The sequence below is a fragment of the Pseudomonas sp. BE134 genome, from assembly GCF_031456105.1.
GTDB lineage: Bacteria > Pseudomonadota > Gammaproteobacteria > Pseudomonadales > Pseudomonadaceae > Aquipseudomonas.
On sequence record NZ_JAVDUA010000013.1, the window covers coordinates 25,365 to 48,338 of the forward strand.

Here is a 22,974-nt window from a genome sequence, read left to right on the forward strand (position 1 = left end):
GCGAGCAGGCTCGCTCCCACAATGACACTCCGCGTTCTACCTCCTTCCTGATACTTATTCTCATTCGTTAATTTTTCCGGTGTGCATTCGTTTTATAGGGACGACGTGCCTTTGTGCTTCCCGCCACTGATCCGGATGCTTAGAAATGAATGCTGAAGACTCCTTGAAACTTGCTCGCCGGTTTATCGGGTTGCCCCTGGAAAAGCGCCAGATGTTCCTTGCGGCCTTGCAAAAGGAAGGCGTTGATTTCGCCCGTTTCCCCATTCCTGCCGGCGTCGAAGCCGAGGATCGCCAGGCGTTGTCGTACGCCCAGCAACGCATGTGGTTTCTTTGGCAACTGGATCCGCACAGCGGCGCCTACAACCTGCCGGGGGCGGTGCGCCTGAGCGGGCGGCTGAATCTGCGCGCCCTGGAGCAGGCGTTCGCCAGCCTCGTCGAGCGTCACGAAACCCTGCGCACGGTGTTCCAGCGCCAAGCTGACGACACGTTGCTGCAAGTACCAGCCGGCGCGCCGCTGGTGATCGATCATGTGGATTTCAGCGCGTTACCGGCACCAGAGCGCGAACTCGCGGTCGCACAAGCAGCCGGGCAGCAGTCGGTGCTGCCATTCGATCTTTCAGTCGGCCCTTTGCTACGCGTTACCTTGCTCAAACTCGCCGATCAGGAACACGTGTTGCTGCTGACCCTGCACCACATCGTGTCCGATGGCTGGTCGATGAACGTGCTGATCGACGAATTCATCCGTTGCTACGACGCGTTCGACGCGGGCGCCCAACCGCTACTCGCGCCATTGCCGATCCAATACAGCGACTATGCACTGTGGCAGCGACGATGGCTGGAAGCGGGGGAGCAGGCACGCCAACTCGATTACTGGAAAGCGCAATTGGGCGACGAACACCCGGTGCTGGAGCTGCCCACTGACCACCCGCGCCCGGCAATTCCGAGCTATCGCGGCACGCGTTACGAATTTGCCGTCGATGCGCAACTGGCCGAACAACTGCGCGCCACCGCGCAGAAACACAACATCACCTTGTTCATGCTGTTGCTCGGCGCCTTCAACGCGCTGCTGCATCGTTACACAGGGCAGACTGACATCCGCGTCGGCGTGCCCATCGCTAACCGTAACCGCGCCGAAATCGAAGGCCTGATCGGCTTCTTCGTCAACACCCAGGTGCTGCGCACGCAACTCGACGGCCAGACCCGCGTCGACGACTTGCTGCGCGCCATCAAGGAAACCGCCCTTGGTGCCCAGGCCCATCAGGACTTGCCGTTCGAGCGCTTGGTCGAGGCGCTGAAACTGGAACGCAGCCTCAGCCACACGCCGCTGTTCCAGGTGATGTACAACCACCAGCCGCAGGTTGCGGACATTGCCACCGTCAGCACCGCCTCTGGCCTGACACTCGGAGCAATTGAGTGGGAAGGGCGCACCACGCAGTTCGACCTTACCCTCGACACCTACGAAAAGGGCGGCAAGCTGCACACCGCGCTGACCTACGCCAACGACCTGTTCGACGCCGACACCATCACGCGCATGGCGCAGCACTGGACCCGCCTGCTGCAAGGCATGGTCAGCGATCCGACGCAGCGCATCAGCGATTTGCCGCTGCTGGAAAGCGCGGAATACCAGCGCATCGTGCATGACTGGAACCGAGCTGACGAAAACTACCCGCAAGACCTGTGCATTCATGAACTGATCAGCCAACAAGCCGCGGACAGTCCGAATACATGGGCGGTGACCTTCGGCACCCAGCGGCTGACTTACGCTGAACTCGACATCCAGGCCAATCGCCTGGCGCACAAACTGATCGAAATGGGCGTCGGCCCGGAAGTCCGCGTCGGCGTAGCGATGCAGCGTTCGCAAAACCTGCTGGTGGCGTTGCTCGCGGTACTCAAGGCCGGTGGCGCCTACGTGCCGCTGGATCCGGATTACCCGGTCGAGCGCGTCGCCTACATGCTCGAAGACAGTCGCGCCTTGGTATTGCTGACTGAACAATCCATCGCCGCGACACTGATAGTGACCGCCGATACCCAAGTGTTGTTGCTGGACGACAAGGTATGGGCCGAATACCCGGCAAATGCCCCGCAAACCCGCGTCACGCCAGACAACCTCGCCTACGTCATCTACACCTCCGGCTCCACCGGCAAACCCAAAGGCGTGGCCATCGCCCATCGCAATGTGCTGGCGCTGATCGACTGGTCGGCATCGGTCTACAACCGCGAAGACATTCAAGGCGTGCTGGCCTCGACCTCGGTGTGCTTTGACCTGTCGGTGTGGGAACTCTTCGTCACGTTGGCCAACGGTGGCTCGGTGATCATCGCCCGCAACGCCCTGGAATTGCCGCAACTGCCGGCGCGGGATCAGGTGCGCCTGATCAACACAGTGCCGTCGGCGATCAATGCGTTGCAACGCGACGGGCAGATTCCGCCAAGCGTGCGCATCATCAACCTGGCCGGCGAGCCGCTGAAGCAGAGTCTGGTGGAGGCGCTGTATCAGCAGCCGACCGTCGAACATGTCTACGACCTGTATGGCCCGTCGGAAGACACCACGTATTCGACCTGGACCCGTCGCGAGGCCGGCGGATGCGCGAACATCGGTCGACCGCTCAAACACACTGCCAGTTATTTGCTGGATGCCGAGCTGCAACCGGTCCCGCAAGGCGTTTGCGCCGAGCTTTACCTGAGCGGCGCGGGCATCACCCGTGGTTACCTGGCACGCCCAGGCATGACTGCTGAAAAGTATGTGCCGAACCCTTTCGCCGATAATGGCGAACGTCTGTACCGCACCGGCGACCTGACTCGCTATCAGGCCGACGGCGCACTGCAATACGTCGGGCGCATCGACCATCAGGTCAAGGTCCGTGGCTTTCGTATCGAACTGGGTGAAATCGAAGCGCGGCTGTTGCAGCAGGACGCCGTTCGCGAACTGGCGGTGCTGGCGCAGGATGGCGTCAACGGCCAGCAATTGGTCGCCTACATTGTGCCTAGCGATCCAGCGTTACTGGACGATGTCGACGCTCAAACGACTCAGCGTGAAACCTTCAGAGCCGCGCTGCGCCAGCATCTGCCGGACTACATGGTCCCCGCGTTTCTGTTGTTCCTCGATCATCTGCCGCTGACCCCCAACGGCAAACTCGACCGCAAAGCCTTGCCTACAGTCGATGGTTCGCAGCAACAACGCGAACACGTCGCGCCGCGCAGCGTTCTGGAAAAATCCCTCGCCGCGATCTGGCAAGACGTACTGGCCATCGACAACGTCGGTCTGGAGGACAACTTCTTCGAACTGGGCGGCGATTCCATCGTGTCCATGCAAGTGGTCAGCCGCGCGCGTCAGGCCGGGATCGTGTTGAGCCCCAAAGACCTGTTCCAGCACCAGACCATCCGCAGCCTCGCTCAAGCGGCCCGCAGCGGCGAGCAGCCGTTGATCGACCAGGGCCCGGCAATGGGCGCGGTGGCGTTGGCGCCGGTGCAGCAGTGGTTTTTCGAGCAAGCGATCCCTGAGCGTCAACACTGGAACCAGTCGTTGCTGCTGGTGCCGCGTGAGGTGTTGAACGCCGAGACGCTGGACCGCGCCATCGAGCATTTGCTGACCCATCACGACAGTTTGCGCTTGCGCTATGAGCAGACCGTCGAAGGCTGGCAGCAGATCTACGACGCGCCGACCACGGAGTCGGTGTTGTGGCAGCGTCAGGCCCGGTCGCTCGAAGAACTCAATGCCCTGTGCGACGAAGCCCAACGCAGTCTTGATCTGCACAATGGGCCGCTAATGCGTGCGCTGCTGGTGGCCATGGCCGACGGTACACAACGCCTGCTGCTGGTGATTCATCACCTGGCGGTGGACGGCGTTTCCTGGCGGGTGCTGCTGGAAGATCTTCAGCAGTTCTACAGCGACGGCAGCATGTCGTTGGCGAAAACCAGCACGTATCAGCGTTGGGTAGAACGCCTGCAAGCGCACGTTCCAGCCATTGAGAAAAGCCTCGGTTATTGGCTGACCCAACTGAACAACGCACCGAATGCGCTGCCGTGCGAGCGCCCCAGTGGCGCGCTGGAAAACCGCTTCGAACACAAAATCGAGCTCAAGCTCGACGCCGAACACACCCGTAAATTGCTGCAACACGCCCCGGCGGCCTATCGCACCCAAGTCAACGACTTGCTGCTGACCGCACTGACACGCGTAGTGTGCCGCTGGAGCGGGCAGGGCAGCGCGCTGATTCAGCTTGAAGGCCATGGCCGCGAAGACCTGTTCGACGACATCGATCTGACCCGCACCGTGGGATGGTTCACCAGCCTGTTCCCGGTCAATCTGGTGCCGTCGAGCGATCTCGGTACATCGATCAAAACCATCAAGGAACAACTGCGTGGCGTGCCGGACAAGGGCCTCGGCTATGGCGCGCTGCGTTACCTGGGCAGCCCGGCGATTCGTGACGAACTGGCCGCGTTGCCGCAACCGCGCATCACCTTCAACTATCTGGGGCAGTTTGATCGTCAGTTCGACGATGGCGCGATGTTCGTGCCGTCCACCGAAGGCAACGGCGTGGCGCAGGATCCTTCGGCGCCGTTGGGCAACTGGCTGATGGTCGAAGGCCAGGTCTACGGTGGTGAGTTGTCGCTGAGCTGGGGTTTCAGCCGCGAGATGTTCGACACCGTGACTATCCAGCGCCTGGCAGACGATTACGCCCAGGAGCTCAAGGCGCTGATCGATCATGGCTGTGCCGTTGAAATGCCCCACGCTACGCCGTCGGACTTCCCGTTGGCGCGCATCAGTCAGGCGCAACTCGACGCATTGCCGGTCGCGACGCTTGAAGATGTGTATCCACTGTCGCCAATGCAGCAGGGCATGCTGTTCCACACGCTCTACGAACCGGAAGTCGGTGCCTACATCAGCCAGTTATGCCTGGACATTCACGGCCTCGATCCGCAGCGCTTTGCCCACGCCTGGCAGATCGCGCTGGAACGCCACGACATCCTGCGCAGCAGCTTCCACTGGCAAGGCCTCGACACCGCGCATCAGGCGATTGTCCGCGAAGTCCCGTTGCCACTTGAAGTGCTGGAAGCGAGCGACCCTGACGCACTGGCCGATGCCGAGCGCGCCCAAGGCTTCGAATTGGGCAGCGCGCCGCTGTTCCGCTTGAAACTCGTCCGCACCGGTTCCCACGATTGGCACCTGATCTACACCAGCCACCACATTTTGATGGACGGCTGGAGCAACGCGCAGTTGCTGGCCGAAGTCATTCAGCATTACGCCACCGGGCAATCCCTGCCCGCGCCGACCGGGCAATACCGTGATTACCTGGGCTGGTTGCAGCAGCAGTCGGCTGTTGCGGGCGAGCAGTTCTGGAAAGCTGCGCTGGCACCACTGGAGGCACCGACGTTGCTCGCCGAAGCCTTGCGCCCGCCGGTGGGTGTCGAGGGCTGCGGGGAATACCGCATTGCCCTGGACTGCCGCGCAACCCAGCGTCTGGCCGATTTCGCTCGCCAAGAGAAAGTCACCCTCAACACCGTCCTGCAAGCAGCGTGGAGCGTGTTGTTGCATCGCTACACCGGTCAGGATTGCGTGGTGTTCGGTGCCACCGTCGCCGGTCGTTCGGCGCCGCTGCCGGGAATTGAAGAACAACTTGGATTGTTCATCAACACGCTGCCACTGGTGTGCGTGATGAGGCCGGATTGCACCATCAGCCAATGGCTGAGCGAACTGCAAGGGCTGAATCTGGCCATGCGCGAGTTCGAGCATGTGCCGCTTTATGACATTCAGGGGTGGGCGGGACAGCAGGGTTCGGCGCTGTTCGACAGCCTGTTGGTGTTCGAAAACTTCCCGGTGGCCGAGGCGCTGAAACAGGGCGCACCGGCCGGGCTGTCGTTCGGCAACCTGCACAACCACGAACGCACGCATTATCCGCTGACGTTGGGCATCGAACTGGGCGAAAGCTTGAGCCTGGAATTCAGCTACGACACGGCGCGGTTCAGTGCAGCGCAGGTCGCTGAGTTGTCAGCCAACCTGCAGCATTTGTTGATGCGTTTGGTAGCACAGCCGGAGGCAGCATTGGGCGCGTTGGAACTGCTCGATGTCGATGGAAAACAGGCGCTGCTTGCGATCTGCCAAACGGCGCCGGTTCAGTTGTCCACAGCCTTATTGGTCCACGAGCAAATCGCCGCTCAGGCCGTCGCCACCCCTGACGCGCTGGCGTTGCAGGTCGACGGTCAGTCCCTCAGCTACGTGCAGTTGAATACACAGGCTAACCGTCTGGCCCATCGCCTGATTGAAAACGGCGCCGGCCCCGGCCAACGCGTCGGGCTGGCGCTGCACCGTGGCCCGCAACTGATCGTCAGCTTGCTGGCGGTGCTGAAAAGTGGCGCTGCGTATGTGCCGCTGGACCCGAGCTACCCAGCGGAACGGTTGGCCTACATGATCGATGACAGCCGGCTCGACGTGCTGCTGTGCGAATCCGGTCTGCTGGAAGATGTGCCCGGCGTGCGTCGTCTCAACCTCGACGACAACGCCGGTTACTCCGACAGCAATCCGGCCAATAACGCGGTCGGCGAAGACCTGGCCTACGTCATCTACACCTCCGGCTCCACCGGCCAACCCAAAGGCGTGGCCATCGCCCATGCTGCGTTGCGCGAGTTCTGCCAGAGCGCCGCCGACTATTCGATGCTGTCGGTGGCCGACCGTGTGTTGCAGTTCGCAACCTTCAGTTTCGACGGATTCGTCGAACAGTGCTTCCCGGCGCTGTGCGTCGGCGCTGCGTTGATCATGCGCGGTGATGAGTTGTGGGATGCCGGGCGACTGGCTTCTGAAATCGTCGAGCAGGGCGTGACCGTAGCGGACTTGCCCGCCGCTTACTGGTACCTGCTGGCCCGCGAGTGCGCGAGCGGTGTGGTGCGCAATCTCGGTAATTTGCGTCAGGTGCATGTCGGCGGCGAAGCGATGTCGGTCGAAGGTTTGCGCTTGTGGCATCAGGCCGGATTGAGCCACGTGCGACTGCTTAACACTTACGGTCCGACCGAAGCGACCGTGGTGTCCAGCGTGCATGAATGCCGACTCGACGATGCCAGTGACGCATTTGGCATCCCGATTGGTCGTGCCATTGCCGGTCGTGCGTTGTATGTGCTGGACGCGTCCGGCCAATTGCTGCCCAACGGTGGCGTTGGCGAGCTGTGCATCGGTGCACCGGCCTGCCTCGCGCAAAGCTACTTCGATCGTCCGGCGCTGACCGCCGAACGCTTCCTGCCGGACCCGTTCGCCCGTGAGCCGGGTGCGCGGCTGTACCGCAGTGGCGATCTGGCGCGCTACAACGCTGCCGGACATCTGGAATACGTCGGCCGTATCGATCAACAAGTGAAGATTCGCGGTTTGCGCATTGAAATGGGCGAGATCGAAGCGTGTCTGCAAGCCTGCGAGGACGTGCGCGAAGCGGCGGTCATCGCTCAGGACGGCACGCGGCTGGTGGCGTACATCGTAGTCAGCGATGCGGTGGTTTCTGAAGCTGACTATCTGGAAGGCCTCAAGGCTGTTCTGCGTCAGTCATTGCCGGAATACATGGTGCCAAGCCACCTGATCCTGCTGGCCAGACTGCCGCTCAACAATAATGGCAAACTGGATCGCAGGGCCTTGCCCCGCGTTGAAACCAGCGACGCACAACGTGATTTTGTAGCCCCGGTCCAAGGGCTGGAAACGCAACTGGCGCTGATTTGGCAGGACGTGTTGCAGGTCGAGCGAGTAGGGCGCAACGACAACTTCTTCGAACTGGGCGGTCACTCGTTGCTGGTGCTTCAGGTGATCTCGCGGGTGCGTCAGCACTTGCACCTCGAACTGTCGGTGAACAGCCTGTTCTCGGCGGCGACTCTGGCGGAATTTGCCGAGCGTGCGGCGCTGGCTAGCGTCAGCGGCCAACCGATCCTGCAACCTGCGCCTGTCGATCAACCGCCGATGCTGTCGTACGCCCAGCAGCGCCAATGGATTCTCTGGCAGCTGGACCCGCAAAGCCCGGCCTACAACATTCCCGCCGCGCTGCGCCTCAAGGGCTCGCTCAACCTCGGTGCCTTGCGCGAAGCCTTCGCTCAATTGCAGGCCCGTCACCAAACACTGCGCACGACATTCGAACAGGATGGTCAGCAGGCCCGTCCGGCGCTGCATGACACGCTGGCGCTGCAACTGGAACAGCGCACGCTCGATCAATTGTCGGTCGACAGCGCGGTGGCGGAAGAAATCGCCCGGCCATTCGACTTGCGTAACGGTCCGCTGTGGCGCGTGTTGCTGCTGCAAGTGAACACCGACGAACACGTGCTGGTGCTGACCGTGCACCACATCGCCGCCGATGGCTGGTCGATGCAGGTCATGGTTGATGAGTTCAGTGCGTTGTATCAGGCCGCCGTCGACGGCAACGCTGCCAACCTGAACAGCCTGCCGGTGAACTACAGCGACTACGCCCGCTGGCAGCGCGACTGGCTGGAGGCCGGCGAGGGCGCGCGGCAACTGGGGTGGTGGAGCGAGCAACTGGCCGGCAGCCAGACACCGCTGCAATTGCCCAGTGAACTGACCCGCCCCGCCCGACGCAGCGAGCGCGGAGCCAGCCTGATGCTCAATGTTGATCGCGAGTTGCTCGCCGGTTTGCGTCACCGTGCCCAGGAGCAGCAAGTCACGCTGTTCATGCTGCTGCTGGCGAGTTTCCAGACCTTGCTGCATCGCCAGAGCGGGCAGTCGAGCATCAGCGTTGGTGTACCGAGCGCGGGACGTTCGCGCCTCGAAACCGAAGGCCTGATCGGCTTCTTCATCAACACCCAGGTGCTGCGTGCCGAGATCGACGGGCAGCAGCCATTCAGTGCGTTGCTGCAACAGGTCAAACAGGTTGCATTGGGCGCGCAGGCCAACCAGGACGTGCCGTTCGAGCAATTGGTCGACGCCTTGCAACCGGACCGCAGCCTCAATCACAGCCCGTTGTTCCAAGTGCTCTACAACCATCAGCAGCAAATGGGGTCGCGCGTCGAACGTAAGGTGGCCGACTTGCAGGTCGAGCGTCTGCACTGGCAGCAACACACGACGCAATTCGATCTGGTACTCGATACTCAGGAGCACGACGAAGCGCTGGATGCCAGCCTGACTTACGCCACGCAGGTGTACGACGAGGCGTCGATGCAGCGTCTCGCCGAGCAGTGGCTCAATCTGCTGCGTGCGGTGGTCAACGACCCACAGCAACGCGTTGCCGAACTGCCGTTGCTGCAAGCTCCGCAATACGAGGCGTTGGTCCAGCACTGGAACCCGGTATTCGAGGCGCAACCATCGTCGCCGACCTTGCACCAATTATTCGAAGCTCAGGCTGCGCAACGACCGAACGCAATAGCACTGGTCTACGAGGGTGAGCAACTGAGCTACGCCGCGCTCAACGCAAAGTCGAACCGACTGGCGCTCAAACTGCGCAAGCAGGGCGTCGGCCCCGAGGTCCGTGTCGGCATCGCCACCGAGCGGGCGATGCCGCTGGTGGTGGGCTTGCTGGCGATTCTCAAGGCAGGCGGGGCTTATGTGCCGCTCGACCCGCAATACCCGGCCGAGCGTCTGAGCTACATGATCGAGGACAGCGGCATCACACTGCTGCTGACTCAACAGCATTTGATTGACGGTTTGTCGGCTCGCGATGGCGTGCAGGTATTGAGCCTCGAATCGTTGGAGCTGGAGGCCTGCAGCGATGAAAACCTGCCTGCGCTTGCGACCCCGGACAACCTGGCCTATGTGATTTACACCTCCGGCTCTACCGGCCGGCCGAAAGGTGCATTGCTCAGCCATGCCAACGTCGGGCGCCTGCTGACAGCCACCGCGGACGAGTTCAACTTCGGCCCTGACGATGTCTGGACGCTGTTCCATTCCTATGCCTTCGACTTCTCGGTGTGGGAGCTGTTTGGTTCGCTGTGCACCGGCGGGCGTCTGGTGATCGTGCCATATGACATCAGCCGCGAGCCGCAAGCGTTTCACCGTTTGCTCTGCGATGAGGGCGTGACGGTGTTGAACCAGACCCCGAGTGCTTTCCGCCAGCTGTTGCCGGTGGCTTGCGCCAGCGAACGAAGCCTGGCGCTGCGTCAGGTGATTTTCGGCGGTGAAGCGCTGGAAGTCGCCAGCCTGCGCCCTTGGTTCGAACGCTTCGGCGATCAGCAGCCAACCCTGGTCAACATGTACGGCATTACCGAAACCACGGTGCACGTGACCTACCGCGCGATTCGTCTGACCGACCTCGACGGCAAGGCCCAGAGCCCGATTGGCCTGCCGATCCGCGACCTGCGCTGGTACTTGCTCGACAGCCAGTTGCAGCCGGTGCCGGTGGGTGTGGCGGGTGAGTTGTACATTGCCGGCGCCGGTCTGGCGCGTGGTTATCACGGGCGTTTCGGCCTGACCGCCGAGCGTTTTGTGCCGAGCCCGTTCGAGGCTTCTCAACGCCTGTATCGCAGCGGCGATCTGGCGCGCCAGCGTGGCGACGGCAGCATCGATTACCTCGGGCGCATCGACCAGCAAGTGAAGATTCGCGGGTTCCGCATCGAACTCGGCGAAATCGAGGCCGCGCTGCTGGCCCAGCCGGGCGTGCGCCAAGCGGTATTAAACGTTCACAACGGCGACGGCGGACCGCAGTTGTGCGCCTACGTCGTGGCCGAGCACACCCCGCATGACCCGATCGCCTGGCGTGATCACCTGCGCACTGCGCTCAAGGTCGATCTGCCGGACTACATGGTGCCGAGCCACTGGCTGCTGCTCGATGCCTTGCCACTGACCGGCAACGGCAAGCTCGACCGCAAGGCCTTGTCAGTGCCAGATGCCGAGGACTGGCAACGTCCGTTCGAAGCCCCCGAAGGCGACCTCGAACCGCAACTGGCGGCGATCTGGGCCGAGGTGCTGGGCGTGGCGCAGATCGGCCGGCGCGATAACTTCTTTGAATTGGGCGGGCACTCGCTGCTCGCCGCCCAGGCCAGTGCCCGTGTGGAACTGGAGCTGGGCATCGAGCTGCCGCTGCGTGCGCTGTTCGAATCCACCGACCTGCAGGCTTATGCCGCCATGGCCGGGCAACACGCTCCGGCTGACCACGATGCACGTCTGGATGCGCTTGAGTCGCTTCTCGACGAGATGGAGATCAACTGATGGAACACACCACTGCCCAGCGCATCGCCAGCCGCTTCGCCGGCCTGCCTGCCGACAAACGCCGTGAGTTTCTGAGCCGTATGCAGGAGCAGGGCGTGAGCTTCGGCCAACTGCCGATTCCGCCGGCCAGAGAACCGCAAAATAGCTTCGAACTGTCGTACGCGCAGCAGCGCCAATGGTTCCTCTGGCAGCTTGATCCGCAGAGTTCGGCGTACAACATTCCGGCGGCGTTGCGCTTGCACGGGCCGTTGAATGTCGCGGCGTTGCAGCAGAGCTTTGACGTGTTGCTGGAGCGGCATCTGAGCCTGCGCAGCCGGTTCGTCGAGGATGACGGTCAGGTGGTGCAGACGCTGGCCGAGTTCACCTCGCTGCCGATTGAGACAATCGACATGCGCGGCGAACCTCAGGAAAATCGCCTGGATTTCGCAATGAAAAGCGTCGAACAGGAGATTGCGCGGCCGTTCGATCTACAACACGGTCCGCTGTTGCGAGTCAGTCTTTTGCAACTGGACGACGAAGATCATGTGCTGTTGTTGACGTTGCATCACATCGTCACCGATGGCTGGTCGATGGGAGTGCTGGTGGAGGAATTCTCCCGGCTCTACGCCGCGCATTGCCAAGGGCAGAATGCGGCACTGGAACCGCTGCCAATCCAGTATTGCGATTACGCCCTGTGGCAACGCCGCTGGATGGAAGCGGGCGAACTGGATCGTCAGCTCAACTGGTGGCGCGAGCGTCTGGGCAGCGAACAACCGCTGCTGGAATTGCCCACCGACCGCCCACGTCCGGCGCAACCGAGCCAGCGCGGTGCGCGCCTGGATCTCGCCCTCGATGCGAACCTGGCCAGCGGGTTGATGAACTTGGCCAAACAACGCGGCGTCACGCCGTTCATGCTGTTGCTGGCAAGCTTCCAGGCGTTGATCTATCGCTACAGTGGTCAGTCCGACGTGCGCGTTGGCGTGCCGATCGCCAACCGCAACCGCACTGAAACCCGGGGCCTGATCGGCTTCTTCGTCAACACCCAGGTCATGCGTGCGGAACTGGATGGACGTCTGCCATTCAGCCAATTACTCGACCAGACCCGTACCGCGTCGCTGGATGCCCAGGATTATCAGGACTTACCGTTCGAGCGGCTGGTGCAGGCGCTGCAAGGTGAACGCAGCCTGAGCCACAGCCCGCTGTTCCAGGTGATGTTCAACCACCAGCAAGCCAAACCGGCGGCGGTCAGCGGCTTGCTCGCCGGCCTGCGCGTAGAAGCGCTGAACGCCACGGCGCACACCACGCAATTCGACCTGCAACTGGATACGCAGGAGGAGGGCGACAAATTGTTCGCCAGCCTGACGTATGCCACCGATTTGTTCGACGCCGAGCGTATCGAGGATTTGGCCCGTCATTGGCGCAACCTGTTGGTCGGCGTGCTGGCGAATCCGCAATGCCCGCTCGCCGAGTTACCGCTACTGGACGCCGACGAGCGCCTGCGCATTCTCGATGACCTCAACGCCACCGCTCAGACCTATCCGGGTGAAGTGTGCGTGCAGCGGCATTTCGAAGAACGCGTAGTCGAAAACGGGGAGGCGACGGCGCTGGTATTTAAGGACCAGGCCATGAGTTACGCCCAATTGAACCGGTGCGCCAACCGTTTGGCCCATCACTTGCGCACTCAGGGCGTCGGCCCGGAAGTGCTGGTGGGGATTGCCTGCGACCGTTCGTTTGAAATGGTCGTCGGCCTGCTGGCGATTCTCAAGGCGGGCGGCGCTTATGTGCCGCTGGACCCGGAATACCCGCTGGATCGGTTGAGTTACATGATCGAAGACAGCGGCATTTCGCTGTTGTTGACCCAGGAACATTTGCTGGCGCAATTGCCGACGCCCGATAACGTGCGGACCTTGTGCCTGCGCGCCGAGGCCGATTGGCTGAGCGAACTGCCGGGCAACGATCTACCGAACCTTGCCGTCGGCGAAAACCTCGCCTACGTGATTTACACCTCCGGTTCCACCGGCAAACCCAAGGGCGCGGGCAACCGCCATGTGGCGCTGCACAATCGTCTGGAATGGATGCAGCAAGCTTACAACTTGCTGCCCTCGGACCGCGTGTTGCAAAAAACCCCGTTCAGTTTCGACGTGTCTGTGTGGGAGTTTTTCTGGCCGCTGATGAAGGGCGCCACGCTGGTGATCGCCTCACCGGGTGAACATCGCGATCCACAACGCCTCGCCGGGTTGATCGTCGAACAGGCAGTCACCACGCTGCACTTCGTGCCGTCGATGCTTTCGGCGTTTATCGCTGCCGACGAGGCGCTGGCCTGCACCTCGCTGCAACGGATCATTTGCAGCGGTGAAGCGCTGTCGATGGAGCTGCAACGCCAAGCCCTGCGCAGTTTGCCGCAAGCCAACCTCTACAACCTCTATGGCCCGACGGAAGCGGCCATCGACGTGACGCACTGGACCTGCGTGGAAGAGGGCCGCGACAGCGTGCCGATTGGCCGTCCGATTGCCAACCTGCGCACCTGCATCCTCGACAGCGAACTGCAACCGTTGCCGCTGGGTGCGGTGGGCGAGTTGTACCTCGGTGGCGTCGGTCTGGCGCGCGGGTATCACCTACGGGGTGCGCTGACCGCCGAGCGTTTCGTGGTCGATCCGTTTGGTAGCGGCGAGCGTTTGTACCGCACCGGTGACTTGGCGCGTTATCGCGCCGACGGTGCAATTGATTACTGCGGGCGTATCGACCACCAGGTGAAGATTCGCGGCTTGCGCATCGAACTGGGGGAAATCGAAGCGCGCCTGCAAGAACATGCCGACGTGCAGGAAGCCGTGGTGCTGGCCCTCGACGGCCCAAGCGGCAAGCAACTGGTTGCGTACGTCGTGCCGCAGGATCGCGCATTAGTGGGCGCCGATAACGAACAGCAAAACACGTGGCGCGAAAACCTGAAAAGCCATCTGCTCGCCAGCCTGCCGGATTACATGGTGCCGGTGCAGACCGTGCTGGTCGAACAAATGCCGCTCAGCCCCAACGGCAAACTCGACCGAAAACGCCTGCCAGCACCGACCGCGCAGATCAGCCAACGCGCCTTCGAACCGCCGCGCAGCGAACACGAACAGGTTCTGGCAAAGATCTGGCAAGACGTGCTGGGCGTGGAACCGGTCGGGCGTCAGGACAACTTCTTTGAACTGGGCGGCGACTCAATCATCTCGATTCAGGTGGTCAGTCGCGCGCGTCGCGCCGGTCTGAGCCTGCAACCCCGAGACCTGTTCCAGCAGCAGACCCTGCAAGCCCTCGCGGCAGTGGTCAAAGAACAAGCGGCACCACAGGCGCAACAAGGGCCGGTGGAAGGCGTGCAAACACTCACGCCGATCCAGCGCTGGTTCTTCGACGAACCAATCCCGCAACGCGCGCACTGGAACCAGGCCGTGCTGCTGACGCCGCGCGAAACCCTCGAATTACCGCGCCTGCAAGCTGCACTGCAACGCCTGCTCAAGCAGCACGATGCGCTGCGGTTGCGCTTCAGTCAGGTCGATGGTCAATGGTCGGCACGTTATGTCGGGGCTGACAGCGCTGACGTGATCGACATGCTCTGGACCGCCCGCGTCGCCAACGAGGCCTCGTTGGAATCGGTGTGCGACGAAGCGCAACGTAGCCTCAGCCTGCAAGACGGGCCGTTGCTGCGGGTGGCATTGATTGCCCAGGCCGATGGCTCCCAGCGGTTGCTGTTGGTGGTTCACCACCTGGCGGTGGATGGTGTGTCCTGGCGGGTATTGCTGGAAGACTTGCAGGCTGCCTACCTTGGGCAGGATCTGCCGCCCAAGACCAGCGCTTTCCAGGCCTGGGCCGAAAAACTCGACGCCTATGCACGCTCCGAAGCCGCCACCGACGAACTGAGCTGGTGGCAGGCGCAGCTCAGCGTGGCGAATGATTCACTACCAGCGGCCAATGTCGGGGCCAGTCAGGCCGGGCATCTGCGCCAAGGCGTCAGCATCGGCCTGGACCGCGAACAAACCCGGAAATTGTTGCAACAAGCGCCAGCGATTTACCGCACACAGGTCAACGATCTGCTGCTGACTGCATTGGCCCGCACCCTCAGCCGCTGGACCGGTCTCGAATCGTCTCTGATTCAACTCGAAGGCCATGGCCGCGAAGAACTGTTCGACGACATCGATCTGACCCGCACCGTTGGCTGGTTCTCCAGCCTGTTCCCGGTTTGCCTTACGCCAACCACCGACCTTGCTGGTTCGATCAAGGCGATCAAGCAGCAACTGCGCGAGATCCCCGGCAAAGGACTGGGTTACGGCCTGTTGCGCTACATGGGCGATGCGTCGACCCAAGCCGCATTGGCTGCATTGCCGCAAGCGCGGGTGACGTTCAACTACCTCGGCCAGTTCGACCAGAGTTTCGCCGAGGACGCGTTGTTTACCCCGGCGCGCGAATCCAGCGGAGCCGCGCAATCGGCGCAGGCCCCGTTGCCGAACTGGCTGTCGGTGGACGGTCAGATCTATGGCGGTGAGCTGAAACTCGACTGGACCTTCAGCCGCGAGTGCTTTGCTCAGCGCGAGATCGAAGCGCTGGCCGCGGATTACCAGCGCGAATTGCTGGCGTTGATCGCCCATTGCCTGAGCGATGGCGCGGGCGGCGTGACCCCGGCGGACTTCCCGTTGGCGCGCCTGACTCAGGCACAACTCGATGGCCTGCCGGTGCCGCCGGCGCAGATCGAAGACGTCTATCCGCTGTCGCCGATGCAGGCCGGTTTGTTGTTCCACAGCTTGTATGAGTCAGCGTCTGGCGCGTACGTGAACCAGCTGAACGTCGAAGCCCGTGGCCTCGATGCCGAACGACTGGGCCGCGCCTGGCAGGCGGTGCTCGACACCCATCCGATCCTGCGCAGCAGTTTTCACTTTCCCGATGGCTTCGAAGCGCCGGTGCAACTGGTCCATCGTCATTTGCAATTGCCGATGACCTGCCTCGACTGGCGCGGTCGCAGCGATCAGGTCGAAGCACTCGCACAGTTGATCGACAGTGAACGCCTGCAACTCGATCCGCTTCGGGCGCCATTGATGCGCTTGACTCTGGTGCGACTCGACGATGAACGCCAGCAACTGATCTACACACACCATCACCTGTTACTGGATGGCTGGAGTAATTCGCTGCTGCTGAGCGAAGTGTTGCAGCGGTATGCAGGGCAGGCAGTACCGGCGCCAACCGGGCGTTTTGCCGATTACATTGGCTGGCTGCAACGTCAGGATGCGCAGGCGGATGAACTGTTCTGGCGCGAGCAACTGTCGACCCTCGACAACCCGACGTTGTTGGCGCAGAGCCTGGCCCATGGCGACCGTAACAACCTGTCGACGACAGCGTTTGCCGATCATCGCCAGACTTTCGACGTCGCCACCAGCCAACGCTTCAGCGATTTCGCCCGCCAGCAAAAAGTCACGCTCAACACCTTGGTGCAAGGTGCGTGGGCGCTGCTGTTGCAGCGCTACAGCGGCCAACGCAGCGTCGCGTTCGGCGCGACCGTGGCCGGCCGGCCAGTGGACTTGCCAGGCGCCGAAAGCCAGCTCGGGCTGTTCATCAATACCTTGCCGGTGATCAGCACGCCGGACGCGGTTGAAAGCGTCGGCCACTGGCTGAGCCGTTTGCAGGCGCAGAACCTCGAATTGCGGGAACATGAATTCACCGCGTTGGGTGACATTCAACGCTGGGCCGGACGCGCAGGCGAGTCGTTGTTCGACAGCCTGCTGGTGTTCGAAAACTTCCCGGTCGCCGAGGCACTGCAACAAGGTGCGCCAGCCGGTTTGAGCTTCTCCATCCCGCACAACCACGAACGCACCAACTTCCCGTTGACCTTGGCGGCCACCGCCGAAAGCCAGCTCAGCCTTAACTGGAGCTACCAGTGCAGCCACTTCAGCAGCGACGCGATGGTACGCATGAGCGAGCATCTGGCCGCGCTGCTGGCGGCGATGGTCGCCGCGCCCAATGCGGCATTGAGTGAGCTGGACTTGCTGACCGCGCCGGAGCGTGCGCAACAGTTGCTGGAGTGGAACCCGCCGTTCACCGCAACGCAAAACCCGCTATGCGTACATCAGTTGATCGAAGCCCAGGCTGTTGTCCGCCCGGATGCCACGGCACTGATCTTCAATGACCTGCAATTGAGCTTCGACCAACTCAATCGTCGCGCCAATCAACTGGCCCACCGCCTGCGCGCACTGGGCATCGGCCCGGAAGTGCGAGTCGGCCTGGCCATGCAGCGCTCGCCGGAAATGATCATCGGGCTGTTGGCGGTTCTCAAGGCCGGCGGCGCTTACGTACCGCTGGACCCGGCGTACCCGGCCGAACGTCTGCGCTACCTGATGGAAGACAGCGGCATTTCGCTGCTGATCAGCCAATCGTGGCTGCGGGAAAAACTGCCGTTGCCGCAAGGATTGCCGGTGCTCGAAGTCGACCTCGAACCGCTGGCGCCGACGGCTGAAACCAACCCGATCAACCTGACTTGCAGTGAAAACCTCGCGTACCTGATTTACACCTCAGGCTCCACCGGGCGGCCTAAAGGCGTGAGCGTCACTCACGGTCCGCTGGCCATGCATTGTCTGTCGATCGGCGAGTTGTACGGCATGACCCCGGACGACCGCGAGCTGCAATTTTCCTCGATCAGCTTCGACGGCGCCCACGAGCGCTGGTTGACGCCGCTGGTGTTCGGGTCGGCGGTGATGCCGCGCGACGATGAGTTGTGGAGCGTTGAGCGCACCTGCGCGGAAATCGAAAAACACGGCATCACCATCGCCTGCTTCACCCCGAGTTATCTTGGCCAGATCGCCGATTTCATGGGCGAAGCGGGGCGTGATCTGCCGATCCGTTCCTATACCCCATGCGGCGAAGGCATGGCCAAACATGCGTTCGACGAAGTCCAGCAGGTGCTGCAACCCAAGCGCCTGATCAATGGCTATGGCCCGACCGAGACAGTGATCACGCCGCTGATCTGGCTGGCCTATCCGGATACTGAATTCGATTCGGCGTTCATGCCGATTGGCCGGCCGGTGGGCAATCGCAGCGCCTATATTCTGGACGGTGGCTTGCAGCCGCTACCGGTGGGTGTGGCGGGTGAGTTGTACCTGGGCGGCGAGGGCGTCGCGCGGGGTTACCATCAGCGTCCCGATTTGACGGCGGAGCGCTTCGTGCCGGATCCGTTTGTACCGGGCGCACGTTTGTATCGCAGTGGCGACCTCGCACGGTTCCGTGTCGACGGTGTGGTTGAATACCTCGGGCGGATCGATCAGCAAGTGAAGATTCGCGGGTTCCGGATTGAGCTCGGCGAAATCGAAGCCTGCCTGCTCGAACACGAAGGCGTGCGTGAAGCCTTCGTGATCGACCGCGAGGGCCCGGTCAGTCGCCAATTGGCCGGTTACGTGGTGCCGCGCGATCCGCTCGCCGATGAGCAGGCGTTGCGTGAAAAGCTGACGGTTCATCTACGCAGCCGCTTGCCGGCGCACATGCTGCCGGCGCATTTGATGTGCCTGGCGGCATTGCCACTGACGCCGAACGGCAAGCTTGATCGTCAAGGGCTGCCAGCCCCGGAAGCCACTCGACCACACCACGATCACGTGACCGCCGCGTCACCCGCCGAAGCGTTACTGGTGGAGATTTGGCAAGAGCTGCTGGGGCTGGACTCGGTGGGTGTCACCGAAAACTACTTTGAACTGGGCGGTGATTCGATTATCTCGCTGCAAGCGGTGAGCCGCGCCGGCCAGCGCGGGTTGGTGTTCAGTCCCAAGCAATTGTTCGAGCAGCAGACGATCCGTGCACTCGCCGCCGTGGCTGGCAGTCGTGATGCAGCGTTGGTTGAGGCGCCGAAAGTCGACGCTTTCTCGTTGGTGCCACACATCGACCTCGCCGCCCGTGAAGGTCTGCAAGACTTGTATCCGCTATCGCCGATGCAGCAGGGCATGCTGTTCCATTGCCTCGATTCGCCGGAACTCAACCCCTACGTCAACCAGTTGAGCGTGGCGGTGGACGGTTTGCAGGTGCCGCGTTTCCGTGCGGCCTGGCAGGCGTTGGTTGAGCGTCACGAAGTGCTGCGCGCCGCGTTCCGCTGGCGCGATGGGTTGGCCGACCCGCTGCAAGCGGTGTTCGCCGACGTCGAGTTGCCGATCGAAGAGCTTGACTGGCGTGAGCGGTCTGACACCGAACAGGCACTGAGCGAACTGGCAGCAGCGGAACAAGCCAAGGGTTTCGACCTGAGCTGCCCGCCGCTGATGCGCTTTATCCTGGTTCGCCTCGGTGATGATCGCCACCAAATGATCTGGATTTACCATCACTTGTTGCTGGACGGCTGGAGTGCTTCGCGGTTGTTGGCCGATATGCTGCGCCTGTACCACAACGACACGTTGCCGACCCTGACCGGTCGCTACGCCGATTACATCGCCTGGCTGCAATGTCAGGACGGGGCACAGGCCGAAGGCTTCTGGCGCGAGCGCCTGGCGTTGCTCGAAGAACCGACCATTCTGGCCAAGGCCTCGGGTGCCGCAGGCTCCGGCCACGGCGTGATGTACAGCAACCTCGACGCCGATGCGACACGCAAACTTCACACCTTCGCCAAGCGTCAACGCGTGACCCTGAACACGCTGGTGCAAGGCGCGTGGCTGCTGTTGCTGCAACGCCACAGCGGTCAACGCAGTGTCGCATTCGGTGCCACGGTAGCGGGGCGCCCGACGGGACTTGCAGGGGCACAGGACATGCTCGGCCTGTTCATCAACACCTTGCCGGTGATCCAGACCCTTGACCCGCAACAGCCGTTGGGCGAGTGGTTGCGCGAGTTGCAGGATTACAACCTGATGGTCCGCGACTACGAGCACACGCCGTTGTCGGACATTCAGCGGTGGGCCGGGCAGGGTGGCCAGGGCTTGTTCGACAGCATCATCGTGTTCGAAAACCATCCGGTGGACCGTGCGTTGCGCGGTGGCGAAGAGGGCGAGTTGCGCTTTGCCGAAGTCGGCAGCGGCGGGGTCACCAACTTCCCGATGGACTTGATGGTCAGTGCCAACGAAGAAGGCCTGGAAGTCGAGTATCTGTTCCTGCGGGATCGCTTCAATGAGGTAGAAGTAGAACGAATTCGTGCGCAGCTCGAAGGGTTGTTGCGTGCGTTACCGGAGGACGCGACGTGTCTGCTCGGCAATATTGGCCTGCCTGAGTCGCGCATCAGCCTGGCGCAAGCGCCGGCCGACAGCGCCGACTTGCTGCACGCCTTTAATCAGCATGTACTCACGCAGCCGCAGAAAATCGCCTTGTTCTGTGAGGATCGCGAAGTCAGCTACGCCGAACTTGAGGCGTTGGCTAATGGACTGGCACTGCAATTGATCGCTCGCGGCATCGGCCCGGAAAGTCTGGTAGCCGTGGCGCTGCCGCGTTCCGAACGCACGATTGTCGCGTTCCTCGCGGTGCTGAAAGCAGGGGCGGCTTTCTTGCCTTTGGACCTGGCGTACCCGGCCGAGCGACTGGCCTACATGTTGAGCGATTCGAGCGCCAGCCTGCTGCTTTGCGACAGCGATCTCGGCGAGCGGTTGACCCTGGCTGATCACCCGCCACGCCTGCTGCTCGATCAGTTGAGCTTTGCCGATAAGTACGCGTGCCCGGTTTCCACCCCGTTGCCAGGGCATCTGGCGTACCTGATTTACACCTCCGGCTCCACCGGCCAACCGAAAGGCGTGGCCGTGGAACGCGGGCCGATTGCCCGGCATTGCCGAGGCATTATTGACCTCTACGAACTGGCTCCACGCAGTCGCGAGCTTCACTTTATGTCGTTTGCCTTCGACGGCGCTCAGGAGCGCTGGCTGAGTGTGCTGTTGGCCGGCGGCAGTCTGGTGATCCGCGGGGACAGTTTGTGGACCCCGGAACACACCTTGGAGATGCTCCATCGTCATGCCATCACCGTGGCCTGCTTTCCGCCGGCGTACCTGCAACAGATGGCCGAAGTGGCCGAGCGTATGGGTAATCCGCCGGCGGTCGAGGTGTATTGCTTTGGCGGTGACGCGGTGCCGGACGCGAGTTTCGAACAGGTCAAGCGCACCTTGCGTCCGCAGCGTCTGGTCAATGGTTACGGCCCGACCGAAACCGTGGTCACGCCGCTGTTGTGGCGTGCCGAGGCCAGCGAAACCTGCGAGGCGGCCTATGCGCCGATTGGTCTAGGCGTGGCCGGGCGTGGGGTGTATGTGCTGGATGCCGACCTCAATCCCTTGCCGGTCGGAGTCAGCGGTGAGTTGTACCTGGGTGGTGAATGTCTGGCGCGGGGTTACCACCAGCGTCCCGACATGAGCGCCGAGCGCTTCATCCCTGATCCGTTCGAGGCCGGTGGCCGCATGTACCGCACCGGCGATCTGGTGCGCCAGCGCGAGTGCGGGTTGATCGACTATCTCGGGCGGCTTGACCAACAGGTGAAAATCCGTGGTTTCCGTATCGAATTGGGCGAAATCGAAGCGCGTTTGCGTGAGTGCGCGGCTGTGCAGGACGCCGCCGTGGTGGTCCATGAGACACCGACCGGCAAGCAATTGGTCGGTTATGTGGTGGCGGCCAGCGCTGTCGGGCTGGATCGTCGCTTGAAGTCTGAACTGCAAGCGCAACTGCCGGAATACATGGTGCCGGCGCGGATCATGGTGCTGGAGCGTTTCCCGCTATCGGCCAACGGCAAGCTCGACCGTCGCGCACTGCCTTCGCCTGAGTGGGCGCTCGGTGGATATCGCGCGCCGCGCAACGCACTGGAAACGGCGCTGACCGTGATCTGGCAAGAGGTGCTCGGCGTACCGCAGGTGGGCATCGACGACAATTTCTTTGAACTGGGTGGCGACTCGTTGCAGGTGCTCAAAGTCATCTCGCGGGTACGCAGCCAGCCGCAATCGGGCTTTGAATTGAAGCTGCGGGATTTGATGCAGAAACCCTGCATTGCCGAACTCAGTGGTTATCAGGTGGCTGAACCGGTGTCTGCGCCGGAGCCGTTGCTGGCACTGAACGCGCGAATCCCGAATGTGCCGGCGCTATTCTGCCTGCACGCCGGTTTCGGTACGGTGTTCGACTACGAACCGCTGGCGCGGCGACTGGAAGGCCGGCGCACGGTGTACGGCGTGCAATGCCGCATGTTGCTTGATCCGCAGTGGCAGGACGAGTCGCTGGTGGCCATGGCGCAAGCCTATGCGCAGCGGATCCGCCATCAGCAAGCGAATGGACCGTATTACTTGCTGGGCTGGTCGTTGGGCGGAGCGCTGACGCAACTGGTCGCTCACGAACTGGAATTCCAGGGTGAAACCGTTGCGTTTGCCGGGCTGGTCGACAGTTACGTGGCGGGCACCGCAGAAGCGGGGGACTGGCGCGAAGATTTGGGCGACTTCCTGAGATTTGTGCTCGGGTTGCCTGCCGATGAGGCTCACGCGTTGATCGCCCTGAAAGCGACTGATTTGAACGAGCGCGATGGCTCCACCGCAGTAATCGAGGCGGCCATGCACGGTTCCAACGGGCATGCCGCGTTGGGGGCGGGGGAGCTGACGCAGATCTTCGCCTCCGGTTCACGCCTCAAGCAACTGGCACTGGCTCATCGACAACTGCCGGCGATTCAGGCCACGGCGCATCGCTGGTGGGTGGCCGGGCGCGACGATGAACGCCGGGTGTTTGAAACACAGGTCGGCCGTCACGGCGTAGATCGTTTGCTGGCGGGCGGGCACTACGAACTGCTGCGCGGTGACGAGTTGCTGGATGAGCTTGAAGATCTGCTGGAGCGCCGTTTGGCCATCGCTTAAACGGGAGCGCCACGGTCCCCTGTAGGAGCTGTCGAGTGAAACGAGGCTGCGATCTTTTTAAGATCAACATCAAAAGATCGCAGCCTCGTTTCACTCGAC

The 22,974-nt window shown here is 62.3% G+C and carries 2 protein-coding genes; both read left to right on the forward strand.

Going from position 1 to position 22,974, the window contains the following annotated elements; genetic code table 11:
• Window positions 1–145: 145 nt before the first annotated feature.
• Window positions 146–11,113, forward strand: a complete 10,968-nt coding sequence (locus J2Y56_RS12840; protein ID WP_310350536.1) for a non-ribosomal peptide synthetase — start codon at window positions 146–148, stop codon at window positions 11,111–11,113.
• Window positions 11,113–22,875 (forward strand): non-ribosomal peptide synthetase, encoded by an 11,763-nt coding sequence (locus J2Y56_RS12845; RefSeq protein WP_310350537.1) that lies wholly within the window; start codon window positions 11,113–11,115, stop codon window positions 22,873–22,875. The genes J2Y56_RS12840 and J2Y56_RS12845 overlap by 1 nt, the downstream gene beginning before the upstream one ends.
• Window positions 22,876–22,974 lie beyond the last annotated feature (99 nt).